The organism is Halosolutus sp. YCN4 (assembly GCF_059736495.1).
In genome coordinates this window covers 293,335-315,214 of sequence record NZ_JCASSM010000001.1, presented here as the reverse complement: position 1 = coordinate 315,214, position 21,880 = coordinate 293,335, and the positions used below count along the sequence as shown (strand labels likewise).

Genomic DNA, 21,880 nt, shown 5'->3' with positions numbered 1-21,880 from the left:
CGTCGAGCAGTTCCGCGAGCGGCGGCGCTCGCGTCGGATCGCGTCACACCGGGACGGGCGGTTAGTCGATCGTCCGCTTCGTTTCGGGGTCGACGGTCGCGAGGTACTGCTCCAGGAGGTTGGGAAACTCCCGGCCGCGGATGAAGCGCAGGCCGAAGTCCTCGGTCCAGTCGATGATGCCCCTATCCTCGGTGACGACTCCCGCGTCGAGTTCGCGGGCGAGGATCAGGAGGTCGAAGTCCTCGCGGGAGTCGAGCACGCCGGTCCGCATCGCGCCGCGGTACTTGTCCCGCAGGTCCGAGATCACGGTGTCGACCTCCGTCTTGTACTCGTGTTCGTCGAGGGTTTCGTCGGCGCTTCGCTCGGCTCGACGGACCGCCTCCTCGGAGACCCGCAGTCCGCGGTTGACCCGATCGCTCATCTCGTCGACGAACGTGTAGACGACGTTCGCCGGGATCGAAATCTCGTACCGATCGGGGTGTTTGCGGATGACCCACGTGTTGAGCATCGCGACGGTCTCCTCGCTCACCCCCCGATCGGCGAGCATCGTCGTCAACTCGTCGTGGATCGTCGGCGGCACGTAACAGGAGATGCCGAGGTTGAGGCGGGCGTTCGCGATCAACTCGAGCAGTCGACACACGGCGTCCTCGACCGACTCGTCGTTTCGCCGGATCTCCTCGGTGATGAACAGCGACGTATCGAGAACGAACCGCTGTTTGAACGCCTCGCTTGACATGGTCCACGATAGGAGTCGAACCGGGAAATAAGTAGGTCTCGGGGCGGATCGGAGACGGACGAACGAGGAATCGGCGGGGCGAGCCGTCAGTTGTCGCCGGTCTGGGGCCCTTTCGCGCCGAGGTCCGCCTCCGAGATCATCTCGGCCCCGGTCGGCGAGAGGTCGACGGCCACGTCGCCGGGAACGGCCTTGCTGATCTCGTCGACGTTACCGGCGAGCACCGTCAGGATGTCCTGGGGATCGACGTAAATGAGCATGTTGCCGTCCTGACCTTCCGTCACGAGCTGGAGGTCGTTCAAGACGACCTGGTTGTTCTGGATCGACGCCGCGACGACGGGCAGCGAGGCCGGTTTCCCGGGCTCGTCCTCCCGGACTCTGCGGATGTGGACCGCGTCGAGATCGATGACGTCCTTGTACTCCTTGATCCGCTCGGCGCAGTCGACCATGTCGTTGATCACCTGCGTCCGCTGCTCGTTGCCGTGATCGCCCTCGAGACAGTGCTGGCAGACGCGGAGTTCGATCTGCATACGACCGCGTACTCGCTGGACGCCGATGAGAATTCCGTTTCGACGATCGAGACGCCACCGTCGCGGGCCCGATCGGACCCGATCGGACCCGATCGGGGGCGTGATTCTTCCGTCGGGACGGCGTAGCTCGGGACGATGAGTGATACCGAGTACCATCGGAAGCTCGGGATCGGGGACGAAGCGTTCGACTCGCTCGTGGAGCACCTGGAGGGGCGGAGCTACGACGGACTCGAGTACCGGCACGTGCCGGACTACCGTCGCGGCGTCGAGCGCGGTACCGCCCTGATCGCGGGCGAGGTCGTCCGCGGGTTCCCCAAGATTCCGCGGACGCTCGTCCTCGAGACGGGGGTCCCGAACTGGTTCGACGGGGAGGTCGTCGTCGAGGAGAAACTGAACGGCTACAACGTCCGGTTCGCCCGGATCGACGGCGACGTTCTCGCGTTCTCCCGGAGCGGTATGATCTGTCCGTTCACGACCCGGTTCATCGATCGCCTCGTCGATCTCGACCCGCTCTTCGACGCCCATCCCGAGGCGATGGTCTGTGGCGAAATGATCGGTCCCGAGAACCCCTACACCGCCCACGACTACCCCGACGTCGACTCGCTGGCCTTCCGGGCGTTCGACTGGCGCGATCGGCAGTCAGGCGACCCGCTCCCGGTCGACGAACGGCGGGGCCGGTACGATCGGTTCGATATCCCGCAGACGCAGTACTTCGGCAGCTACGACGTCGACGACGCGGCCGGCGAGGTCGATCGGATCGTTCGCGACCTCGAGGCCGAGGACCGGGAGGGCGTCGTGATGAAATCGCCCGACGGAGCCGGACTACTGAAGTACACGACGTCGGCGGCGAACCAGGGGGACCTCGCGTACGCCTTCTCGCTCCCGTTCGATTACGGGCAGGCGTTCATGTTCCGCCGACTCATCCGCGAGGCGTTCCAGGCGGTCGAGCGCTGCGAATCCGACGAGCGAGCGCGCGAGCGCGCGAACGACCTTGGCGAGGCGATCCTCCTCTCGATGCGCGACAGCATCGAGACCGTCGCGGACGGCGGGGCTGTCGGCGAACGACACACCGTCCGGGCCAGCACGGAGACGATCGACGTCCTCTTCGACCACCTCCGGGGTCAGGGCCTCCAGATCGAGGTCGAGGACGACCGGCGCGAGGACGGCGATCGGGTCGTCACGTTCTGCAAGCGGACCCAGGCGACGAACGACAAGATCGAGAACTATCTCGAGGGCCACATCGTCAAGGAGTGACCGCAGACGGTCGAACGCCGTCAGTTCCGATACTGGTCGAAAATCTCCGCGATCCGATCGCTCCCGGCGTCGACGTAGCCGCCGTGAAAGCACAGCGTGTGCTCGACGTCGCGCTCGGCGAGCCGACCGACGGATTCCGTGGCGCGATCCAGGTCCGGCGTGAACGCGGGTTTCGGTCCCTCGAGCGGTTCGTCTCCGTCGGCGACGAGCGCGTCGCCGGCGAGCAGGAGTCCGTCTTCGGGGAACAACAGCGAGACGTGTCCCGGCGTGTGTCCGGGAGTCGCGACGACCTCCATCGGCCCCGCGAGCGTCGGGATCCGAACGCCGTCCGCGAGTTCGAGATCCACCGCGACCGGCGCGTACCGATCGCCGCTTCCCTTGATCGGGTCGCGATCGCCCCTGACGTACGGTGCCTCGTCGCGGTGGGTCGCGACGACGGCGTCGACGCGATCGAGCACGGTTGACAGGCCGCCGACGTGGTCGCCGTCGTGGTGGGTACAGACGATCAGCCAGACGTCCGTGATCGCGTAGCCGAGGTTCTGCAGGTGGACCTCGAGCGAATCGATCGCATCCTGCGGCCCGACGTCGATCAGGACCAGTCCGCGATCGGTCTCGACGACCGACGGCGTGATCGTCAGTTCGCGGCCGCCGTACGCGACGTCGATCGGAAGTGCGTGAACACCGGCTTCGTCGTGGTCGTTCATACGACGCCGTTCGTCGGGGACCGAGAAAGGTGTGTGTCATTTCCGGCCCGATCGGATTCGTGGACGCTCCGTGACGGCGAGGAGCCGATATCGGCCCGGATCGACGTGACGCGCGTGGTCGAACGAGGACCCGCCCTGAAGACTCATTTGTCCAATTCAAACGGATTACAACGCCACTACTGTGTACGTTCGTCGATCATCCGGGATAAAATTGAATATCTCCCACCCACAACCACGAGACACCGTCCCATGAGTCAGCGCATCACGCTCGAGCCGACCGACGACGTCCCGGCCGGTTCCACGGTCTGTCACTACGACGAACTGAGCGAAGCGGCGAAAGAACTGTTCCCCGACCTCGCCGGCGAGAGCGATCCTGACGACGATTTCGACGCCGTCGACGGAGACGCCGCCGACGGGTTGCGACGATGCGATTTCGTCAAGTACACCGACTACTACGAAATCTCGGTCAACTGACCACGATCGATCGCCTTCTGTATCCGGTCTCGCGATGTCTGGCCCGCCCGCACCGGCCCTGCGGGTTCGTCCCACCACTACCGTCGTCGAACCTGCGACCGGCTATTTTTAGCAATCTTACATCAGTAGGTTTAATTATTCGTTTGGGTAAAATCATCTGTGACGAGTACTCACCTCCAGTCAGAAACCGCTGGACGGGACTCGATCGTCGAGGCAGTTCGCCGCCAGGAACTCCCCGAATCGATCATCCCACTGCTCGAGGCGTACGACGACGCGATCGGAAACCGGGATCCGTACCTCTGGCGCTGGCTCACGCACCTCTTTCCGAAGTTTACGCTCTCCTGCGTGGACGACGACCACGCCGGGCGCGCTCAGGAGGCGAAACTCCTCTCGTCGCTGTTCGTCACCGTCGTCGACGACGTCGCCGAGAAACGCGGCGATCGGGCCACGTTCGAGGAGGCGAGCAAGGTTCCGTTCGACTACTGTCGGGCGGATCCGGATCGCCGTGGCGTCGACGACGAGACGATCCGATTCCTCCAGCGCGTCTGGGCGTCGTTTTCGGCGACGATCGAGGACAGCCCCCGTCTCGGAGCGTTCCGCGACGTCCTGCGGTTCGACCTGCAACAGGTCGTGCAGGCGATCGAGTACGCGAGGGTCGCCGACGCACACCCCGCGCTCGTCTCCGAACGCGATCTGTGGCGGTACGACGTTCACAACATGATGATCTTCGTCTACGCGGATCTCGACCTCGTGAACGCGCCGGCGTTCGACGCCGGCGAACTCGGAGCGCTCCGGCAACTGGTCCGGCGAACGCAACGGATGGCTCGGATCAGCAACTGGCTCGTGACCTGGAAGCGCGAACTCCGCGAGGGCGATCTCGTCTCCGGGATCGTCGTCCGCGCGCTCGAGTCCGGCGTCGTCTCGCGAGATCGACTCGAGGCGGTTCGGGCGTCTCCGACGCCGGAGTCCGTCGATCCGGTGATCGAGGCGATCGAGGGGAGCGACCTCGAGGCCCAGTTCCTCGCGGACTGGCAGGCGGAGTACGACGCCGCAGGGGCCCTCGTCGGCGACCTCGACTCGGTCGACGGCGACGCCTACCTCGAGGCCTTCGAGCGGATCCTAGTCTACCACGTCGAGAGCAGGGGCCTGCTGTGAAACGGTCTGCTGTCGCTGTGTCCCCGCGTCCCTGTACCGCGGGTCGTAGGTGCGCCGGAACCGACTGACGGGAGTCCGTACGGACCGGGGATCCCGACGTCACGTCCCGAGCGCGCGTTCGATCGCGGCGTCGAGATCGGCGATCAGGTCGTCGACGTGTTCGATGCCGACGCTCACCCGGATGAGACTGTCCGTGAGGCCGGCCTCGATGCGCTCCTCGCGCGGGATCGCGGCGTGAGTCATCGGGGCGGGCTGTTCGATCAGACTCTCGACGCCGCCGAGACTCTCCGCCAGCGTGAACACCTCGGTGTTCGAGACGACCTCGCTGGCCTCCTCGAGAGTCGCGTCGAGTTCGAAACTCAGCATGCCGCCGAAGTCGTCCATCTGCTCGCGGGCGACCTCGTGGCCCGGGTGGGACTCGAGCCCCGGATAGTAGACCCGATCGACGTCGGGGTGGTCGTCCAGCCAGTCGGCGATCGCGCGCGCGTTCTCGCAGTGGCGCTCCATGCGAACGGGCAGGGTCTTGATCCCCCGGAGGACGAGAAAGCAGTCGAACGGACCGGGCGTCGCGCCGACGGAGTTCTGGTAGAAGCCGAACCGCTCGTCTAACTCCTCGTCGTTCGTCAGCAGGGCACCGCCGACGACGTCGGAGTGGCCCCCGAGGTACTTGGTCAGCGAGTGGGAGACGACGTCCGCGCCGAGATCGAGGGGACGCTGGAGGTACGGCGTCGCGAACGTGTTGTCGATCGCACAGAGCGCGTCGTTCGCGTGGGCGATTTCGGCCGCGCCCTCGACGTCGACCACCGACATGAGCGGGTTGGTGGGGGTCTCGAGCCAGAGCAGTTCCGTCTCCGGCCGGAACGCGGCCTCGATCTCGTCGAGATCGGTCATGTCCACGAAGGAGAACTCGACGTCGTAGTCCTCGTACACCTGGGTGAAGATGCGGTGGGTGCCGCCGTAGACGTCGTTGCCCGTCACCACGTGATCGCCCGCCTCGAGCAGGTTGAGCACGGTGTTGATCGAGCCCATGCCGCTCGAGAAACAGCGGCCGTAGTCGGCGTTCTCGAGGCTCGCGAGGTTCTCCTCGAGGTCGGTCCGGGTCGGGTTCCCGGTCCGGGAGTACTCGTAGCCGCGGTGGTCGCCCGGGGCGTCCTGCTCGTACGTCGAGTTGGCGAAGATGGGGGTCATCAGCGCGCCCGTCTCCGCGTCGGGTTCCTGGCCGGCGTGGATCGATCGGGTCTCGATCCGGAACTGGTCGTCGTCCATACGCGGGCCGACGCGGCGGAGGTAAGTTATACTGACGACTCCGCCGCAGGGCGTCGATCCCGACTATCGACCCCGCTCTTTGCTTTGGGGGAACGGGTCCGTAGAAACACAGGACCGAAGGTTTGCAAATATCTTTCTATAATATTTATTTATGTTGTTTGGTGGCGTACTGTACTCCATGGGCTCTAGCTCAAGACACGCCAGCCACGCCCACGGCGAACACGAGCACCGCGCCAGCGACGTGGGCTATGCAACGCCGCAGGCCGCCATCGAACAGGCGGCCCGCGAGACCATCGCGTACGTCCCGGCCCTCTACGTCGGGACGGACGTCGACGCCCCCGACATGCTGACGGTCGTCGACCTCGACCCCGACTCGGAGACGTACTGCGAGATTGTCGATCGGATCGAGATGCCGGTCGAGGGCGACGAACTCCACCACTTCGGCTGGAACGCGTGCTCCTCGTCCTGCCACGTCGAGGGCGCACAGCGGCGCTACCTCGTCGTTCCCGGCAACCGATCGTCCCGGATCCACATCGTCGACACCGACGACCGCGAGAACCCCGAACTCGTGAAGGTGATCGAACCCGAGGAAGTGTTCGAACACGACCTCTCGGCGCCGCACACCGTCCACTGCATCCCGGACGAGAAGATCATGATCAGCATGCTCGGGAACGCGGACGGCGACCTCCCGGGCGGCTTCCTCCTTCTCGATTCGGACTTCGAGGTCGAGGGTCGGTGGGACACGCCCGGTGACATCGAGATGAACTACGACTTCTGGTACCAGCCGCGCCGGAACGTGATGGTCTCGAGCGAGTGGGCCGCTCCCGCGACCTACCAGCCGGGATTCGACCTCGAGGACGTCGAAGCCGGAAAGTACGGCCAGAAGCTCCACTTCTGGAACTGGGAGGACCGGACGGTCGAACAGACGATCGACCTCGGCGAAGAAGGGATGGTCCCGCTCGAAGTGCGGTTCCTCCACAGTCCCGACTCCGACCACGCGTACGTCGGCGCCGCGCTCTCGTCGAACATGTTCCACCTGTACAAGGAGGGCGAGGAATGGCACGCAAGCAAGGTCATCGACGTCGAGCCGCGCGACCACGAGGACTGGGACATGCCGGTCCCTGGTCTCATCACCGACCTCGTGGTCTCGATGGACGATCAATACCTGTTCTTCTCGAACTGGCTCCACGGAGAGGTCCGCATGTACGACATCTCCGATCGGTCGAACCCGCGACTGGTCGACACGGTCTCCGTCGGCGGCCTCTTCAGCGACCGCCAGGAGGTGAACGGGCGGACGATCAACGCCGGCCCGCAGATGCTCCAGCTCTCGCTCGACGGCGAGCGCCTCTACTTCACGACGTCGCTGTACTCGACCTGGGACAACCAGTTCTTCCCCGCAGAGGGTGAGGAGGGCTCGGTCATGCTGAAGATCGACGTCGATCCCCGCAAGGGAACGATGACCCTCGACGAGGACTTCCTCGTCGACTTCGCCGAGTTACCTGACGGCCCAGCCCGCGCCCACGAGATCCGGTGGCCCGAGGGAGACTGCACCAGCGACATCTGGATGTAACGTGCCCCGAACACCCTCGCTCGAACGGGTTCGCCCTCCCCGGCCGATCGCCGTCGCGGTCGCTATCGCGCTCGTCGCCCTCTCGATCGGGCCGGCCGTCGCCAGCGCCCACGAGACGGGAGCGACCGCGCAGGCCCACGAAGCGACGGTGCCGTTCCTCGTGGCGATCGGCCTCTCGACCCTGCTCAGCGTCGCGATCGGCCTCGGAGCGGTTCGAGGCTTCCGATCGCGACTCGCGTCCGATCCCGCGTCCGGAGCCGATGCCGACCCCGCCGATCCGGATCGCGACCGCGAGCACGGTGACGGCGCGGCGACCCGGATCGGGATGTCGGTCCTGCTGATCCTCCTCGGACTCCTGGCGTTGCTGTCGGTCGTCGGTCAGTACGCGGCCGTCGCGATCGGCGGCGTGCTACTGGGCGGCGCGGTCGCGTGGGTCGGTCGCGCCCGGGGCGTCTCGCCGCACGACGGCTGTGCCGACGCCGCGTTCGGCGCGATCGCGCTCCACCGATCGGTCGAAGGCGTCCTCGTCGCGGGGGTGTACGTCGCGAGCGCCGCGCTCGGCCTGGTCGGCCTGGCGGTCCTGACGGTGCACGCGGTCGGCGAAACCGTCGCGATCGGCGGCCTGTACGCGCCGGTCGGCCGGGGCTGGGCGATCGGGAGCGTCACCGGAGTCAACCTCGGGTTCCTCGCCGGAGCGCTCGTCGGACGGTACCTCGTCGGCGTCGTCTCGCCGCCGATCGCGACGGTCGTCCTCGCCGGCGTCGGCGGGGTGCTTCTCGTGACGGGCCTCACCGAACTCCGGGCGTCGACGCATCGGCGTCGTCGACTCGACGGGGCGACGCCGGGGTCAGGGTAGCAGGGTGGTCGACCACCTCGTCTGTCGGCGGGCGGCGATCGGCTCCCGATCGAGCGATCGACGATCGAATTCGACCCGAATCCGGTTCGCGACCGCGACGACGGTGGAACGTGCGTTTTATAACCATCACCAAGTAAGAGGGGCGTACGACTATGCCGAAATCTAATGGCCCTCGTCAGGGAACCCGGAACAAACTTTCCAACGATCCCCGCGATCGCGGGGCGTCGCCGCCACAACGAGCGATCCAGGAGTACGACGCCGGACAGAAAGTCCACCTGAAGATCGACCCGAGCGTCCCGAACGGCCGTTTCCACCCGCGTTTCGACGGCCACACCGGTGAGGTCGTCGGCAAACAGGGGGACGCGTTCAAGGTCGAGATCAACGACCGCGGCAAGACCAAGACGCTCATCGTGACCGCGGCCCACATGCGCGCACAGGACCAGGACCAGGTCGACGTCTGAGCCAGGACCCATGACGATCTTCAAAGAGATCGTCGACGAGGAGTTCCTGACGGTCTCGGAAACGAAGGAGCTGCTCGCCGACATCGAAGCCGAACGCGCACTGGACGAGGACCGCGAGCTCCGCTACGAACTCGCCCGCGCGATCGAACACGTCAACCGGTTCACCACGCTCGACCCCGAGGAGGCACAGGCGCTGGTCGACGACCTCCAGGACCTCGAGAAGGTCGACGAACCGACGGCGTACAAGATCGCGAACCTCCTGCCGCGCGACCGGGACGAACTTCGATCGGTGTACGCACAGCAACGGTATTCGCTGTCCGGCGACGAACTCGACGACATTCTCAACGTCGTCGCGCAGTATCGCTGAGAGCGACGTTCGGTCGTTGTTTCTACGATCGCTGGCCCGTCGGCAGGTACCGCTCCACCGTGACTGGAAGAACCGGTCGATCGATATCGAGTGTCGTTCCGATAGTTTGACTGAAGCGGGAGCGAAAGGGTGAACGAATGGTCGACCCGACTACCGAGCCGCTGTTGGTGCTCGTCTCGCGCATCGCTGTGGCGTTCGGTGTCGGGGCGCTCATCGGACTGGAGCGCGAGCGGAGCGAATCCGGCGGGTCGTTCGCGGGTAGCCGTACGTTCCCGCTGTTCGGGCTCTTCGGCGCACTCGTTCAGGCGTTCTTTCCGGACCTGCTCCCCGTCGCACTGATCGCGATCGCCCTTCCGCTGACCGTCGCCTACGGCGCGAAGATACTGACGGAAGGCGACATCGGCCTCACGACCCTGACCGCAGCGCTCCTCACCGTCGTCCTCGGCGCGCTGGCGACCCACTCACACCGCGGAACGGTACTCGCGATCATCGCGGGCGGCGTCGTCACGGTGCTTCTCTCCGCCAAGGGGACGATTCACGGGTTCGTCGATCGGATCGACGAGAGCGAACGCCGGGCTTCGGTCAAATTCGTTCTCGTCGTGTTGGTCGTGCTCCCGTTGCTTCCCGATCGCGAACTCGAAGTCCTGTTCGGACTCAACCCGCGGTTCGTCTGGCTCATGGTCGTGTTCGTCACCGGCCTGAGTTTCGTCGCCTACGTCCTGAGCCGGACCGTCGGTGCCGAGCGCGGCATCGCGTTGACCGGCGTCCTCGGCGGGTTCGTCTCCTCGACCGCGACGACGGTTTCGATGGCCGAACGGACGTCGGACGTCCCCTCGCTCTACCGGATCTGTGGGTTCTCGACGGTGGTCGCGTCGATCGTGATGTTTCCGCGTGCGGCCATCGAGATCGCGGTCGTCAATCCGGCACTGCTCCCCCACGTTGCGGTTCCGCTGGGTGCGATGACGGTAGCGGGCGCGCTCGTGGCCGGCGTCGTCTACTGGCGGTCCGCCCCGGAGGCCGGAATCGAAACCGACATCGAGAATCCGTTCCGGTTGCGACCCGCGCTGTTCTTCGGGGTCGTCTTCGCGGTGGTCTTGCTGGTGTCCGAGTCAGCACAGACGCGGGTCGGCACGTCGGGCGTGTACGCGACGGCGTTTCTCTCGGGGCTCGCCGACGTCGACGCGATCACGATCACGTTGAGCAGACTCGCGGCGGAGGGAGCGGTCTCCCAGCAGGTGGCGACAACGGGGATCGTCATCGGGGCGATCGCGAACACCCTCGTCAAAGCGGGACTCGCGTGGTTGCTCGGAACGCGACGCCTCGCACTCCTGGTAACGGCAATACTCGGGATCGTCTCGATCGTCGGCCTCGTATTTACTCTCGTCACCTTCTGAACGACGACGATGGCGGGCAGGGGTCGAACGCTGAAACGAGGGTTCCGTATCCACTGAAACCGGGCCGACTCTTTAAGTACGCCGTGGCCGTATCGACAACTAATGAGCGAAGCCGACAGCGACGAGACGGACGTTCGGCGCGCGGTCGTGTTGGATTACCTCGCACACGGTCTGTCGGACGACGGCCGCCCGCAGTACGAGAAGTCGCCAGCAGGGTACGCACTCGAGGTCGATGACTTCCGCCTCTACCAGGTCGCGTTCGACGAGAACGAACGCCTGACGATCGGGAGCGAAGTCGTCGTCGAACCGCCGGCAGAGCGCGAGGTAGTCACCGAAGCGACGCGCGTCGAGTACGAGGACCTCTCGTCGGGTGCCCGGTCCGAACTCGAGTACGTCGTCGCCGACCTCGTCGAGGAGAACGAGGAGCGGTTCGTCGACTTCTACAACGACGCCCAGCCGATCACGTTGCGACTCCACCAGTTGAATCTCCTGCCGGGGATCGGGAAGAAACTCCGGAACGGCATCCTCGACGAGCGCAAGCGCAAGCCGTTCGAGAGCTTCGAGGACCTCTCCGATCGGGTCTCGGGGCTGCACGATCCCGACGAGATCCTCGTCGAGCGCATCCTCGAGGAACTGCGCGACGACGATCTGAAGTACCAGACGTTCGTCGGGCGGCGCGAACAGGAACAAAACCAGTAACCCCGTTTTTCGGCGCCACCGGCGTCGGTGCGACGGATCGTCGTCGATCGGTAGCGGACAGAACCGACCGGACGAGTCCGAAGACGGTGCGTTTACACCTGCCCTCGCCCAACCGTCGCCAATGAGAGATCCAGACGGACTGATCGCCCGGGCGGGCGTGCGGGGCGATCCGGATCGCGACCAGCATTTCCTCGTCGACGATCGCGTCCTCGATCGACTGCCGACCTATCTCGAGGAGATCGACGCCGACGCGAGCCACGTCCTCGAAATCGGCGGCGGGACGGGCGCGCTGACCGATCGGCTGCTCGCGGTCGCCGACGAGGTGACCGTCGTCGAGCGCGATCGGAAACTCGCGGCGTTCCTGCGCGAGGAGTTCGCCGACGCGATCGACGCGGGCCGGCTGACGGTGATCGAGGGCGACGCGCTCGAGGTCGACCTCCCCGAGTTTACCGCGTCCGTGTCGAACCTGCCCTACGGCGTCTCGAGCGAGATCACCTTTCGACTGCTTCCCGAGGAGCGGCCGCTGGTCCTGATGTTCCAGCAGGAGTTCGCCGAGCGGATGGTCGCCGACCCCGGAACCAGCGAGTACGGACGGCTCTCGGTTTCCACCCAGCACTACGCGGACCCGGAACTCGTCGAAACGGTGCCGAAGGAAGCGTTCTCCCCGCCGCCGACGGTCGAGAGCGCGGTGGTCCGACTGGTACCGCGGGACCCGGACTACGAGGTCGACGACGAGGAGTTCTTCCTGCGGTTCGTCAAGGCACTGTTCACGCAGCGACGGAAGACGGTCCGGAACGGCGTCCGGAACACGGCCCACATCACGTCCCTCGAGGACCCCGACGCGGTCGTCGACGCGGCCGAGGAGGAACTGCTCCGGAAACGCCCGGACGCGATGGCGCCAGCCGAGTTCGCGCGACTGGCGACGCTGGCGATCGCGGTCGGTGAGCCGACGGCGTGAACGCGCCTGTCAACCGATCGATCCCGGCCGGCCCCGACCGACGGATACTCAAAGCTGGACGGTAGAATCGGTCGACAGAACACACAGATCCATGACCGGTGTCCTGACGGGACTCGACTGGCTGTCGGAGTCCGTCGAATCGCAACCCCAGCGGCTCGCGGTGACGTTCGCAGCCGTCGGGTTCCTGCTCGCCGTGTTGCTCGCTTCCCGACGGCTCCAGGCGTGGCTCAACGAGCGGACGCGACCGCTGTACAGCGACATCGTCACGATGGTCGTGCTCACCGCGGGTTGCGTCGTGAGTCTCGTCGTCGTCGTCGGTGTCTGGGGCCAGACCGACACCCTGAGAACCACCTACCAGAACTACGGGCTCGGCGGCGACGCGATCGCCCGGTCGATCGTCACGTTCATCCTCCTCGTCGCGACGTTCATTATCACGCGGTTCGTCCGCCGAGTCGTCGCGGAGGTCCTCGGTTCGGCCGCGGTGGTGACCGATCACCAGCGCGAGGTGACTCACCGTCTCTCGCAAGTCATCATCTGGTCGGTGTCGCTCGTCGTTATCCTCAGCGTCTGGATCGACGACCTCGGCGGCCTGCTGGTCGGGGCCGGTTTCCTCGGGATCGTCGTCGGCATGGCCGCCCGCCAGACGCTCGGGACGATGCTCGCCGGGTTCGTCCTGATGTTCGCCCGGCCGTTCGAGATCGGCGACTGGGTCGAGGTCGAGGACGAGGAGGGGATCGTCACCGACATCTCGATCGTCAACACCCGGCTCAAGTCCTTCGACGGCGAGTACATCATGATCCCCAACGACGTCATCGCCTCGAGCACGGTGACGAACCGATCGAAGCGGGGGCGACTCCGCATCGAGGTCGAGGTCGGCGTCGACTACGGGTCGGACATCGATCGGGCCGCCACGCTCGCGGAGGACGCGCTCGCGGACGTCGACCTCGTGCTCGACGCGCCGTCGCCGATGGTGGTCGGCAAGTCGTTCGGCGACTCGGCGGTGGTGCTCGGCGTTCGGTTCTGGATCGACAGGCCGAGCGCGCGACGGCACTGGCGGGCACGGACCGCCGCGATCGAGGCGATCAAAACGGCTTTCGAGGAGGAGGGGATCAAGATCCCCTACCCGCAGCGCGAACTGTCCGGCCGGGCCGAAACCGGCGGCTTCCGGATCGCGGACGGCCCGGAGGGATCGTTCGGCGGCGGCGGTGCTCCGTCCGGAGCCGATACTGCCAGGTCCGGTTCCGACGGGGACGACGATCGATCCGGCTCCGAACACCGGCTATCCCGGCCGGAGGGATCGTAGATGGGGCTCGAGGACCGGCGAGGGCTCGAACGCGACGTGTACCAGCCAGCGGAGGACTCGGCGCTGCTCGCCGAGACCGTCGCGGACCGGGTCGACGACGACGCGCTCGTGCTGGAGGTCGGCACCGGGTCGGGCTACGTCGCGTCCCGAATCGCCGAGGAGACCGGCGCCCGCGTGATCGCCTCGGACCTGAATCCCCACGCCGTCCGACAGGCCCGGAGCGAGGACGTCGAGACGGTCCGGGCCGATCTGGTGTCGCCGTTCGCCGACGGCGCGTTCGACGCGGTCGCGTTCAACCCGCCGTACCTGCCGACCGATCCCGAAAACGAGTGGGACGACTGGATGGAACGCGCGCTCTCGGGGGGCGAAGACGGCCGGGCCGTCATCGACCCGTTCCTCGCGACCGTGGGCCGCGTGCTGGCCCCCGACGGCGTCGTCTACCTGCTCGTCAGCAGCCTCACCGGCGTCGACGAGGTGGTCGAACGCGCAGGCGAGGAGGGGTTCAGCGCCGTCGCCGTCGCCGACGAGTCGTTCCCGTTCGAGACGCTGACCGTCCTCGAGCTATTCGACTAGGCCAGCGGGAGGATCGTCGAGAAGATCAGCGTGCTGATCAGCCCTACGATCCCGATGAGGATCGTCGAAACGGTCCACGTCTTGAGCGTCTCGCCCTGCGTGAGGCCGCCGATCTCCTTGACGATCCAGAACCCGCTGTCGTTGTACCACGAGCAGAACGTCGCCCCGGCGCCGATCGCCATCACCAGGTAGGCGGGATTCGCGCCGAAGCTTCCGGCCATCGGTGCGGTGATGCCCGCGGTCGTGGTGATCGCGACCGTCGCCGACCCCTGGACCAGGCGCACGCCCGCGGCGATCACCCACGCGGTGGCGAGCACGCCGAAGCCGAGTTCCTGAAGGCTGTTCGCGATGAGTTCGCCGGCACCGGCCTGCTGGAGCATGTACCCGAACGCACCTCCGGCGGCAGTGATCGCCGCGATGTTACCACCGCTCTTGAGCGCCTCGGTCAGTTCGTCGGAGAACACGTCTCCGGAGAGGTCGCTCATGCGGTAGTAGGTGAACGCCGCAGCAAGCGCTGCCGCGGTCAGCGCGAAGTTCGGATCGCCGATGAAGTTCGTGACGGCCGCTGGTGAGGAGTCTTCGCCGATGAACGTCGTGACGAAGGTGTCCGCACCCACCAGCAGGACGGCCAGCAGGATCGGGAGCATCGCCTCGAGCAGACCCGGAAGCTGGCTCGTGGATCGGTCGACCTTTTCGTTCAGTTCCTCGACGGTCGTCCCCATCGCGTCGCGCAGCGGGATATCGAGCCGTCGGTTGATGAAGTATCCGTAGCCGAGCCCGGCGACGACCGCGGTCGGCACGCCGATCAGCAGGCCGACGAGAATCGTCGTCCCCAGGTTAGCGTCAAACTCGCCGGCCGCGAGCAGCGGACCCGGCGTCGGTGGGACGAACCCGTGCGTCACGGCACCGGCCGCACCGATGACGACGATGAACAGCGCGTAATTCCGTCCCGTGCGCGACCGCGCCGCTCGTGCCAGCGGCGCGAGTAGGTAAAAGACGTTGTCGAAAAACACCGGGATCGCCATGATGAATCCGCTACTGAACAGCGAGTACTCGGTGTTGTCCCGCCCGAAGACGCCGTTGAAAAAGCGGACGATCCGGTCCGCCGCGCCGCTTTCGATCATCGCCTTTCCGATGATCGCCGCCATCAGGATCGGGATACCGATCCCGGCCATCCCGTCGCCGAACGCCCCGGCGAACTCCCCGGGTACTTCGCCGAACGGAATGGCGGGCGATACCGCGCCGACGACGAATCCCGAGATAACCAGCGCGATGAACGGCGGCAAATCCAGGTAGATGAGAAGGAGGATGATGGTTGCGATCCCCGCGACCAGCGCGAGGAGCGGTCCTGCTCCGCCGATCTGTAGTGGCATGGTTGCTGGTAACATACGACCTGATATTTAGTAACGTTGTTATTAGTGTTTATTGATGTTTGAATTATGTACGACATCGGCGACTGGCGACACACCGCGCCGGCGCTCGGCCGCGACACCCTGTTCGTCGGCGGCGATCGGCTCCGGGCGGTCGATCCGACCCCCGGCGGCGATCCGGACGGCGGGCCGGCGCTCCGGTTCGATCGGTCCTTCGACGGTCGCGTCGGTCCGGGTCCGGTTCTCGACGACGGCACGCTCTACGTCGTCGCGGAAGTCGAGCGAGACGAGACGTACGCGCTCCTGGCCTTAGAGTGAGCGGACGGCGGCCGCGGCCCGAGAGCGAGTCGTCGCTTCGACCGATCGACTCACGATCGCTCGACGACGCCGAGTCGACGGCCGAGCGTCTCCGACTCGAAGAACGCGACCCGACCGTCGGGCCACTCGATCGGGTCGGTAAGCGGATAGGCCGCCCGCGCGGCCGCGAGGTCGTCGGTCGCCAGGAGACACGAACACGGACAGTCGGGGAACCTGTCGAGCCGATCGGCGAGCCAGCCGTAGTCCGTCGGGGTCGCGAAGGCTACCGGCTGGCCGGGGACCGAAGCCACGGTTCCGATCCCGGGAACCTCGTCGCGAACCGGGGTCGGGATCCGGTAGCAGTCCCGGAACGTCCGGACGGCCTCCTCGAGGTCCGTTACGCCAAGGAGGACCTGTCCGATCCCGGTGAGCGGGCCGCCGGCGACGCTCGGGGAAGGTTCGACGCGAGCCGACAGCGGGGTCCGATCCGCGATCGCGAACGGGAACAGGAGTCGATCGGCGTCCGTCCCGAACTCGGCCCGATCCCACTCGACGAGGGTGCCGTCCTCGCGTTCGCGGGAGCCGTAGAGCGGCCCCCGGACGGGGTATCCCCGCTCGAGGACGCGTTTGCACGCCGCGACGATATCGGGAACCCGAACGCACCAGGCGGCCGGCCCCGCGTCGGCGCGGATGTGGTCGGGCCAGAAGTCGTGCTCGCCGTCCGCCCGTTCCGAGATGAGTTCGAGGTACGACTCGTCCTCGAAGCCGAGGACGGACATGTGCGTGACGCCGTTGCCGTGGACGCCGCCGTACTCGGGGTCGAGTCCGAGCTGATCGAACTCCTCGCTCGTCGCCGCGAGGTCACGAACCGCGAACGGGACGTGGTCGACGGTCAGTTCCATACCGGTGGTCTCTCGGCCGGGGAGATAACTCCCTTGCCGGTCGGCGTCTCGCGTTCGATCGCGGTGGTGTCCCCGATGCCCGGCCGACCGCGGCGGCGACCGATCGATCGAACCGCCGCTACCGTCCCGTGAGAATTACTGTCGTGTATTAGATGGGATGGAAAATATTAAGCGTCGGTATAGCCTAGCCCGCCTCACGAATGACTGATTACGTCTCGACCACGCCGGGGCTGTATCCGCTCCCGGACTGGGCGAAAGACGACCTCTCGGACCTCAAGGGCCACCAGAAGGGCGACCTCATCAGCGGTGACGAGGGCGAGGAGATCACCGCCGCCTACGAGCAGGCCCGCGAGGAAGTGATCGCCGTCCAGCAGGACGCCGGCCTCGATCGGATCGTCGAAGGGCAACTGCGCTGGGACGACATGCTCGCACACCCGCTGGCGGTCCACGACGCCGTCGAAACGCGCGGGATCGTCCGCTACTACGACAACAACAACTTCTACCGCGAACCCGTCGTCCGGGACGACCTCGGCTTCTCGGGCGACGTCGCCGGTGAACTCGAACCTGCGGCGGTACTGGCCGACGGCGACGACCTGCAGGCCGTCCTCCCCGGCCCGTACTCGCTCGCCGACCTCGCGACGGACGAACACTACGGCGACGATGCCGACTTCCTCGCGGCGATCGCCGACTTCCTCGCCGGCGAGGTCGACGCCTTCCCCGACCACGAGACGCTGTTCCTGCTCGAGCCGTCGCTCGTCGAGAACGCCCCCGGGGACGGCGAAGACGAGCGTGCCAGCGAGGCGATCGATCGGGTCGCGGGCGCGACCGACGCCGACGTCGTCGTCCAACCCTACTGGGGCGCGCTCGAGGAGAAGGTCTACGCCCACCTGCTCGACGCCGATATCGACGCGGTCGGCTTCGACTTCGTGGCCGAACAGGAGGACAACGTGTACAACCTCCAGGAGTACGGCGCGACCGACGGCGTCTCGCTGGGGCTCGCCGACGGGCAGAACACGCTCGTCGAGGACCCCGAGGCGATCCGCGACCGGGTCGACTGGGTGTACGACCAGCTTCCAGTCACGGAGTTCGAGACGGTCTACCTGACGACGAACACGGAGACGTTCTACCTGCCGTACAGCAAGTTCGAGGAGAAACTCGCGGTCCTCGCAGAGGCCGCGGACCTCGCGGAGGTGAAAGCAGCATGAGCACGAACGAGAACAAGGATCAGTTCCGGCCCGAGAACCACGAGCACGACCACTTCCTGCTGACGACCGTCGTCGGCAGCTACCCCAAGCCGAAGTGGCTCAACCGCGCGAAGGAACTCTACGAGGACCCCGACCACGACTTCGACGCGGACGACTGGCAGGAAGCGAAAGACGACGCCGCTCGACTCATCACCCAGGAACACGAACGGGCGGGTCTCGACGCCGTCGTCGACGGCGAGATGCGGCGCAACGAGATGGTCGAGTTCTTCGCCCACCGAATCGAGGGCTACGAGTTCAACGGCCCCGTCAAGGTCTGGGGACACAACTACTTCGACAAGCCGAGCGTCGTCGACGAGGTCGAGTACGACGAGAACTGGCTCGTCGACGAGTACGAGTTCACCGCGAGCGCGACCGATCGACCGGTCAAGGTTCCGATCACGGGTCCCTACACCCTCGCGAGCTGGTCGTTCAACGAGGCCTACGAGGACGACGAGGAACTCGCCTACGACCTCGCCGACCTCGTCAACGAGGAAATCGAGAAGCTCGTCGACGCCGGCGCACGCTACATCCAGATCGACGAACCGGCGCTCGCGACGACGCCCGACGACCACGCGATCGTGGGCGAAGCCCTCGAACACATCGTCGCCGACATTCCCGACGAAGTCCGCATCGGCCTCCACGTCTGCTACGGCGACTACTCCCGGATCTACCCCGAGATCCTCGAGTTCCCGGTCGACGAGTTCGACCTCGAACTCGCCAACGGCGACTACGAGCAACTGGACGTGTTCAAGGACCCCGAGTTCGAGAAGGACCTCGCGCTCGGCGTCTGTGACGTCCACGTCGCTGAGGTCGAGTCCGTCGAACAGATCGAGGAGAACATCGAGAAGGGACTGGAGGTCGTCCCGCCGGAACAGCTCGTCGTCTCGCCGGACTGCGGCGTGAAGCTGCTCCCGCGCGAGGTCGCCTACGGCAAGATGGAGAACATGGTGGAGGCGGCCCGCAACGTCGAAGCGAAACTCGACGAGGGCACCATCGACGTCGATCGCGGCACGGCCGCACCCGCGGACGACTGAGACGGTCTGCTGTACCGAGTTCGCGGTGCAACCGCAGGACGGTCGCGATTGCACCGGAACTGACTGACAGTAGTCCGTATGAAGACGACTCGATCCGACTCCTCAGGGAAGGTCGATGCTTGCCAGCGGGCCCCCGCTGCCGACGACGATCGACCCGTCGCGACGGACGATAATTCCGTAACCGAGCAGGCCGAGTTCGAAGATCACGTCGGTTCCAGACCCGCCGTCGCTCCTGACCGATTTCTCGACGGCGAACGTCAGTGACTCGACCCGTGGATCGTCGTTCGCGATCGTCTCGATCGCCTCCGTCGGGACGTTCAGGATCTCGCCGTGGACCGTAAACGAGAGGACGTCGGGCGGCGAATCGAGCGAGTCGGAACCCCCGTCGGTCGTCGGGACGAGCGCGTCGATGCCGGCCGCGACGTCGGCCCCGTCCGGCGTCGCCACGTCGACGTCGACGGCGTCGAGGCGGAGCGACGCCTGGTCCGTCAGGTCGATCGGGACGGCGTCCGTGCCGTCGGCGGAGACGGTCACGCGAACGGGATCCAGCGTCGCGCCTTCGAACTGCCCGAGCAACGCGTCGGTGATCGTCAGGCGCCCGTCCACGACGAACTCGATTCGATTCGACGATCGCGTTTCCACCGTCGTCTCCGTCAGCCGTACGTTCTCGGTGTCGTCGAACTGGAGTGTGACGCTCATGGTTCTCTCCGGGGTGTCGTACGCCGCTCCGACAGTGAAAGGATCGCGCGTCACACGCAAGCACCCCGCAGGACGAACCGCGCCGAACGAAGGGGGCGGGGACCACACTCGCAACGTCGATCGGGACCCGTAACGTCTTGTGGGCGGCAGGTCGAAGGGAGCGCCATGAACCACGAGATCCTGGTCGCCGGCGAGGCGTTGATCGACTTCCTGCCCGAGGAACCCGGCCCGATCGCGGCGGTCGAGGGGTTCGAACGACGACCCGGCGGCGCGCCGGCGAACGTCGCCGTCGCGCTCGCCAGACTCGAGCACGCGCCGCTGTTCTGGACGCGCGTCGGCGACGATCCCTTCGGCCGATACCTTCACGAGACGCTCGCGTCGCAGGGACTCCCCGATCGGTTCCTCGGACTGGATCCCGACGCGAAGACCTCGCTGGCGTTCGTCACGCACGACGAGCGCGGCGATCGGGAGTTCTCGTTCTACCGGGACGGAACCGCAGACACGCGCCTCGAACCGGGGCGCATCGACGACGCGGTGCTCGCGGACCGGGAGTGGGTCCACGCCGGCGGCGTGACGCTCTCCAGCGGCCGGTCCCGGGAGGCGACGCTCGAACTGCTCGATCGGGCCGCAGACCTGGAGTGTACCGTCTCGTTCGACCCGAACGAGCGCCCGGAACTGTGGCCGGACGCGGAGACCTACCGGCGCGTCGTCCGGGAGGCGCTCTCGAAGGTGGACGTGCTGAAAGCGACCGAGGGGGAACTCTCGCGGCTCGGCTTCGAGGGCGAGACCGCCGAGGCGATCGCCAGGGACGCGATGACGGCCGGGCCGGACGTGGTGTTCGTCACCCGCGGCGGATCGGGGGCGATCGCCGTCGCCGGTGACGAGACCGAGTGGGCGGGTGCCGCGAGTCACCCCGGCTACGATCCCGACGTCGTCGACACGACCGGTGCGGGAGACGCCTTCGTCGCGGGGGCGATCGTCGGATTGCGCGAGGGACGCGACCTGACCGCGACGCTCTCGTTCGCCAACGCGGTCGGGGCCGCCGCGACGACGGCCGCCGGCGCGATGGCGGCGCTCCCGGACCGGGAGACCGTCGGCTCGATCGGCGACGGATCGATCGCGGACGAGTGATCGCGGGGCGGGATCCGCTCAGCGCTCGTCCTCGAAGATGAAGAACCGCTCGTTGCAGTCGGGACAGACCAGTTTCTCCGGTGGCGTCTTTCCGATCGGCGTCACGTCGCCACAGCAGGTCGACTGGGCGACGGTCAACTCGCCGTCGCAGAGTGGGCACGTCTCGAGGAGCGATCGCAACGGGCGGCCGGCGGCGCGGCGGATCGCGCCGGAGTCGACGCGGGACTCGAGGGCGCGTGCGGCGGCGAGTTCGGCGACGGCGATCCCCCGTCGGAGCGTGACGGGCGGGGCGTCCTCGCTCTCGAGCACCAGGACGGGACGGCCCCAGCCCTTTCTCGTCCGCGATTCGATCCGTGGCGGCGTCTGTTCGTCGGCGACCCGTGCGAGCGTCGCGAGGTCTCCTTCGCGAAGCGCCCGCATCTCCCGACGCCAGTCGTCCTGGAAGTCGGCCGAGAGGCGGATTTCGTCGCCCTCGGCGACGACGGCCTCGGCCTCGAGGAGTTCCGTGAGAACCGCTTCGCCGGTGGGCGCTGAGTCTCCCTCGTCGTGCCCGGCCGCCTCGCCCGCGCCCGAGAGCGACCCCGTTTCCGTGACCGGATCGGTGTGATCGAACGCGTCGAGCGGGAGCGCCGCGACGAGACGCGGCGCGAACCGGGGCGTGTACGGGACGACGTAGCCACGGAGTGCGATCGCGCCGGCCCCGAGGAGGGTGATCGCGGCGGCGAGGAGCCGTCGACCGCGCCACGCGGCCGCTGCGACGAGGACGGTCAGCAGGAGACTGTTGGTGATCGTACACGGCCAGCACCGGTTCTCGCCGGTGTATTCGGGCCGGCGTACCCGTTCGAGTGGATCGGTCATGGCGCGTTCGTTTCCCCCCGACCGTCTTGAGTGTGGCGCCAGCGACAG

At 66.6% G+C, this 21,880-nt stretch carries 23 protein-coding genes and 1 pseudogene; 16 read left to right on the top strand and 8 right to left on the bottom strand.

Going from position 1 to position 21,880, the window contains the following annotated elements:
* Positions 1-61 precede the first annotated feature (61 nt).
* Together AC6I6X_RS01590 and AC6I6X_RS01585 are read right to left on the bottom strand one after the other, a co-directional pair.
* A complete protein-coding gene (locus tag AC6I6X_RS01590) occupies positions 62-736 on the bottom strand; it encodes an RNA ligase partner protein (protein WP_497928767.1) in 675 nt (224 codons plus the stop codon).
* A gap of 86 nt (positions 737-822) precedes the next feature.
* The gene (locus AC6I6X_RS01585) at positions 823-1,263 is read right to left on the bottom strand and encodes a hypothetical protein (RefSeq protein WP_497928766.1); all 441 of its coding nucleotides are present in this window, start codon (positions 1,261-1,263) and stop codon (positions 823-825) included.
* A gap of 135 nt (positions 1,264-1,398) precedes the next feature.
* On the opposite strand from AC6I6X_RS01585, the gene AC6I6X_RS01580 reads away from it, so the two are divergent.
* Positions 1,399-2,517: an RNA ligase gene (locus AC6I6X_RS01580; RefSeq protein WP_497928765.1), complete on the top strand. Its 1,119-nt coding sequence runs from the start codon at positions 1,399-1,401 to the stop codon at positions 2,515-2,517.
* Positions 2,518-2,537: 20 nt separating this feature from the next.
* Here AC6I6X_RS01580 and AC6I6X_RS01575 read toward each other — a convergent pair whose 3' ends face one another.
* Positions 2,538-3,221 (bottom strand): MBL fold metallo-hydrolase, encoded by a 684-nt coding sequence (locus tag AC6I6X_RS01575; RefSeq protein ID WP_497928764.1) that lies wholly within the window; start codon positions 3,219-3,221, stop codon positions 2,538-2,540.
* Positions 3,222-3,470: 249 nt separating this feature from the next.
* Here AC6I6X_RS01575 and AC6I6X_RS01570 point away from each other — a divergent pair, with 249 nt between their 5' ends.
* Positions 3,471-3,695 carry a DUF7979 domain-containing protein gene (locus AC6I6X_RS01570; RefSeq protein WP_497928763.1) on the top strand — a complete coding sequence of 75 codons (225 nt, stop codon included), beginning with the start codon at positions 3,471-3,473 and terminating at the stop codon, positions 3,693-3,695.
* A gap of 159 nt (positions 3,696-3,854) precedes the next feature.
* Positions 3,855-4,850, top strand: coding sequence for a hypothetical protein (locus tag AC6I6X_RS01565; protein WP_497928762.1), 996 nt, complete (start codon positions 3,855-3,857; stop codon positions 4,848-4,850).
* A gap of 99 nt (positions 4,851-4,949) precedes the next feature.
* Here the strand turns inward: AC6I6X_RS01565 and AC6I6X_RS01560 are convergent, their stop codons facing one another.
* Complete coding sequence (locus AC6I6X_RS01560) at positions 4,950-6,116, bottom strand: cystathionine gamma-synthase (protein WP_497928761.1); 1,167 nt, start codon at positions 6,114-6,116, stop codon at positions 4,950-4,952.
* Positions 6,117-6,294: 178 nt separating this feature from the next.
* Here AC6I6X_RS01560 and AC6I6X_RS01555 point away from each other — a divergent pair, with 178 nt between their 5' ends.
* The 9 genes from AC6I6X_RS01555 to AC6I6X_RS01515 all read left to right on the top strand — a co-directional run bounded on the left by AC6I6X_RS01555 (position 6,295) and on the right by AC6I6X_RS01515 (position 14,297).
* Positions 6,295-7,686 (top strand): selenium-binding protein SBP56-related protein, encoded by a 1,392-nt coding sequence (locus AC6I6X_RS01555; RefSeq protein ID WP_497928760.1) that lies wholly within the window; start codon positions 6,295-6,297, stop codon positions 7,684-7,686.
* 1 nt (position 7,687) lies between these two features.
* On the top strand, positions 7,688-8,542 hold the full coding sequence (locus AC6I6X_RS01550; RefSeq protein WP_497928759.1) for a ZIP family metal transporter: 855 nt from the start codon (positions 7,688-7,690) through the stop codon (positions 8,540-8,542).
* A gap of 152 nt (positions 8,543-8,694) precedes the next feature.
* Positions 8,695-9,003 (top strand): 50S ribosomal protein L21e, encoded by a 309-nt coding sequence (locus AC6I6X_RS01545; RefSeq protein ID WP_497928758.1) that lies wholly within the window; start codon positions 8,695-8,697, stop codon positions 9,001-9,003.
* Positions 9,004-9,013: 10 nt separating this feature from the next.
* Entirely contained in the window at positions 9,014-9,370 is a 357-nt protein-coding gene (locus AC6I6X_RS01540; protein WP_497928757.1) for an RNA polymerase Rpb4 family protein, read from the top strand.
* 137 nt (positions 9,371-9,507) lie between these two features.
* A complete protein-coding gene (locus AC6I6X_RS01535; RefSeq protein WP_497928756.1) occupies positions 9,508-10,764 on the top strand; it encodes an MgtC/SapB family protein in 1,257 nt (418 codons plus the stop codon).
* Between the two features lie 102 nt (positions 10,765-10,866).
* Positions 10,867-11,463 carry a DUF655 domain-containing protein gene (locus AC6I6X_RS01530; RefSeq protein WP_497928755.1) on the top strand — a complete coding sequence of 199 codons (597 nt, stop codon included), beginning with the start codon at positions 10,867-10,869 and terminating at the stop codon, positions 11,461-11,463.
* Between the two features lie 121 nt (positions 11,464-11,584).
* Positions 11,585-12,421, top strand: a complete 837-nt coding sequence (locus tag AC6I6X_RS01525) for a 16S ribosomal RNA methyltransferase A (protein ID WP_497928754.1) — start codon at positions 11,585-11,587, stop codon at positions 12,419-12,421.
* Between the two features lie 91 nt (positions 12,422-12,512).
* Positions 12,513-13,724 carry a mechanosensitive ion channel family protein gene (locus AC6I6X_RS01520; protein ID WP_497928753.1) on the top strand — a complete coding sequence of 404 codons (1,212 nt, stop codon included), beginning with the start codon at positions 12,513-12,515 and terminating at the stop codon, positions 13,722-13,724.
* The gene (locus tag AC6I6X_RS01515) at positions 13,725-14,297 is read left to right on the top strand and encodes a HemK2/MTQ2 family protein methyltransferase (protein ID WP_497928752.1); all 573 of its coding nucleotides are present in this window, start codon (positions 13,725-13,727) and stop codon (positions 14,295-14,297) included.
* Here AC6I6X_RS01515 and AC6I6X_RS01510 read toward each other — a convergent pair.
* Positions 14,294-15,685 (bottom strand): GntP family permease, encoded by a 1,392-nt coding sequence (locus AC6I6X_RS01510; protein ID WP_497928751.1) that lies wholly within the window; start codon positions 15,683-15,685, stop codon positions 14,294-14,296. The two genes, AC6I6X_RS01515 and AC6I6X_RS01510, sit on opposite strands and share 4 nt — an antisense overlap.
* 54 nt (positions 15,686-15,739) lie before the next feature.
* Here AC6I6X_RS01510 and AC6I6X_RS01505 point away from each other — a divergent pair.
* A pseudogene (locus tag AC6I6X_RS01505) lies at positions 15,740-15,985 on the top strand (pyrrolo-quinoline quinone); the annotation flags it as partial.
* Positions 15,986-16,035: 50 nt separating this feature from the next.
* Here the strand turns inward: AC6I6X_RS01505 and AC6I6X_RS01500 are convergent.
* Entirely contained in the window at positions 16,036-16,866 is an 831-nt protein-coding gene (locus tag AC6I6X_RS01500; RefSeq protein WP_497928750.1) for a VOC family protein, read from the bottom strand.
* Between the two features lie 200 nt (positions 16,867-17,066).
* Here AC6I6X_RS01500 and AC6I6X_RS01495 point away from each other — a divergent pair, with 200 nt between their 5' ends.
* On the top strand, positions 17,067-18,071 hold the full coding sequence (locus tag AC6I6X_RS01495) for a 5-methyltetrahydropteroyltriglutamate--homocysteine methyltransferase (RefSeq protein ID WP_497928749.1): 1,005 nt from the start codon (positions 17,067-17,069) through the stop codon (positions 18,069-18,071).
* Positions 18,068-19,144 carry a methionine synthase gene (locus AC6I6X_RS01490; RefSeq protein ID WP_497928748.1) on the top strand — a complete coding sequence of 359 codons (1,077 nt, stop codon included), beginning with the start codon at positions 18,068-18,070 and terminating at the stop codon, positions 19,142-19,144. The genes AC6I6X_RS01495 and AC6I6X_RS01490 overlap by 4 nt, the downstream gene beginning before the upstream one ends.
* 102 nt (positions 19,145-19,246) lie before the next feature.
* On the opposite strand, the gene AC6I6X_RS01485 is transcribed toward AC6I6X_RS01490, so the two are convergent.
* The gene (locus AC6I6X_RS01485) at positions 19,247-19,843 is read right to left on the bottom strand and encodes a hypothetical protein (RefSeq protein ID WP_497928747.1); all 597 of its coding nucleotides are present in this window, start codon (positions 19,841-19,843) and stop codon (positions 19,247-19,249) included.
* Between the two features lie 165 nt (positions 19,844-20,008).
* Here AC6I6X_RS01485 and AC6I6X_RS01480 point away from each other — a divergent pair, with 165 nt between their 5' ends.
* Positions 20,009-20,974, top strand: a complete 966-nt coding sequence (locus AC6I6X_RS01480; RefSeq protein WP_497928746.1) for a carbohydrate kinase family protein — start codon at positions 20,009-20,011, stop codon at positions 20,972-20,974.
* Between the two features lie 18 nt (positions 20,975-20,992).
* On the opposite strand, the gene AC6I6X_RS01475 is transcribed toward AC6I6X_RS01480, so the two are convergent.
* Positions 20,993-21,832, bottom strand: a complete 840-nt coding sequence (locus tag AC6I6X_RS01475) for a DUF8054 domain-containing protein (RefSeq protein ID WP_497928745.1) — start codon at positions 21,830-21,832, stop codon at positions 20,993-20,995.
* Positions 21,833-21,880 lie beyond the last annotated feature (48 nt).

Excerpts from the sequence above, each read along its gene's own strand:
- AC6I6X_RS01590 (WP_497928767.1), bottom strand. The coding sequence starts at position 736 with ATGTCAAGCGAGGCGTTCAAACAGCGGTTCGTTCTCGATACGTCGCTG.
- AC6I6X_RS01585 (WP_497928766.1), bottom strand. The coding sequence starts at position 1,263 with ATGCAGATCGAACTCCGCGTCTGCCAGCACTGTCTCGAGGGCGATCAC.
- AC6I6X_RS01580 (WP_497928765.1), top strand. The coding sequence starts at position 1,399 with ATGAGTGATACCGAGTACCATCGGAAGCTCGGGATCGGGGACGAAGCG.
- AC6I6X_RS01575 (WP_497928764.1), bottom strand. The coding sequence starts at position 3,221 with ATGAACGACCACGACGAAGCCGGTGTTCACGCACTTCCGATCGACGTC.
- AC6I6X_RS01570 (WP_497928763.1), top strand. The coding sequence starts at position 3,471 with ATGAGTCAGCGCATCACGCTCGAGCCGACCGACGACGTCCCGGCCGGT.
- AC6I6X_RS01560 (WP_497928761.1), bottom strand. The coding sequence starts at position 6,116 with ATGGACGACGACCAGTTCCGGATCGAGACCCGATCGATCCACGCCGGC.
- AC6I6X_RS01555 (WP_497928760.1), top strand. The coding sequence starts at position 6,295 with ATGGGCTCTAGCTCAAGACACGCCAGCCACGCCCACGGCGAACACGAG.
- AC6I6X_RS01545 (WP_497928758.1), top strand. The coding sequence starts at position 8,695 with ATGCCGAAATCTAATGGCCCTCGTCAGGGAACCCGGAACAAACTTTCC.
- AC6I6X_RS01540 (WP_497928757.1), top strand. The coding sequence starts at position 9,014 with ATGACGATCTTCAAAGAGATCGTCGACGAGGAGTTCCTGACGGTCTCG.
- AC6I6X_RS01535 (WP_497928756.1), top strand. The coding sequence starts at position 9,508 with ATGGTCGACCCGACTACCGAGCCGCTGTTGGTGCTCGTCTCGCGCATC.
- AC6I6X_RS01530 (WP_497928755.1), top strand. The coding sequence starts at position 10,867 with ATGAGCGAAGCCGACAGCGACGAGACGGACGTTCGGCGCGCGGTCGTG.
- AC6I6X_RS01525 (WP_497928754.1), top strand. The coding sequence starts at position 11,585 with ATGAGAGATCCAGACGGACTGATCGCCCGGGCGGGCGTGCGGGGCGAT.
- AC6I6X_RS01520 (WP_497928753.1), top strand. The coding sequence starts at position 12,513 with ATGACCGGTGTCCTGACGGGACTCGACTGGCTGTCGGAGTCCGTCGAA.
- AC6I6X_RS01515 (WP_497928752.1), top strand. The coding sequence starts at position 13,725 with ATGGGGCTCGAGGACCGGCGAGGGCTCGAACGCGACGTGTACCAGCCA.
- AC6I6X_RS01510 (WP_497928751.1), bottom strand. The coding sequence starts at position 15,685 with ATGTTACCAGCAACCATGCCACTACAGATCGGCGGAGCAGGACCGCTC.
- AC6I6X_RS01500 (WP_497928750.1), bottom strand. The coding sequence starts at position 16,866 with ATGGAACTGACCGTCGACCACGTCCCGTTCGCGGTTCGTGACCTCGCG.
- AC6I6X_RS01495 (WP_497928749.1), top strand. The coding sequence starts at position 17,067 with ATGACTGATTACGTCTCGACCACGCCGGGGCTGTATCCGCTCCCGGAC.
- AC6I6X_RS01490 (WP_497928748.1), top strand. The coding sequence starts at position 18,068 with ATGAGCACGAACGAGAACAAGGATCAGTTCCGGCCCGAGAACCACGAG.
- AC6I6X_RS01485 (WP_497928747.1), bottom strand. The coding sequence starts at position 19,843 with ATGAGCGTCACACTCCAGTTCGACGACACCGAGAACGTACGGCTGACG.
- AC6I6X_RS01480 (WP_497928746.1), top strand. The coding sequence starts at position 20,009 with ATGAACCACGAGATCCTGGTCGCCGGCGAGGCGTTGATCGACTTCCTG.
- AC6I6X_RS01475 (WP_497928745.1), bottom strand. The coding sequence starts at position 21,832 with ATGACCGATCCACTCGAACGGGTACGCCGGCCCGAATACACCGGCGAG.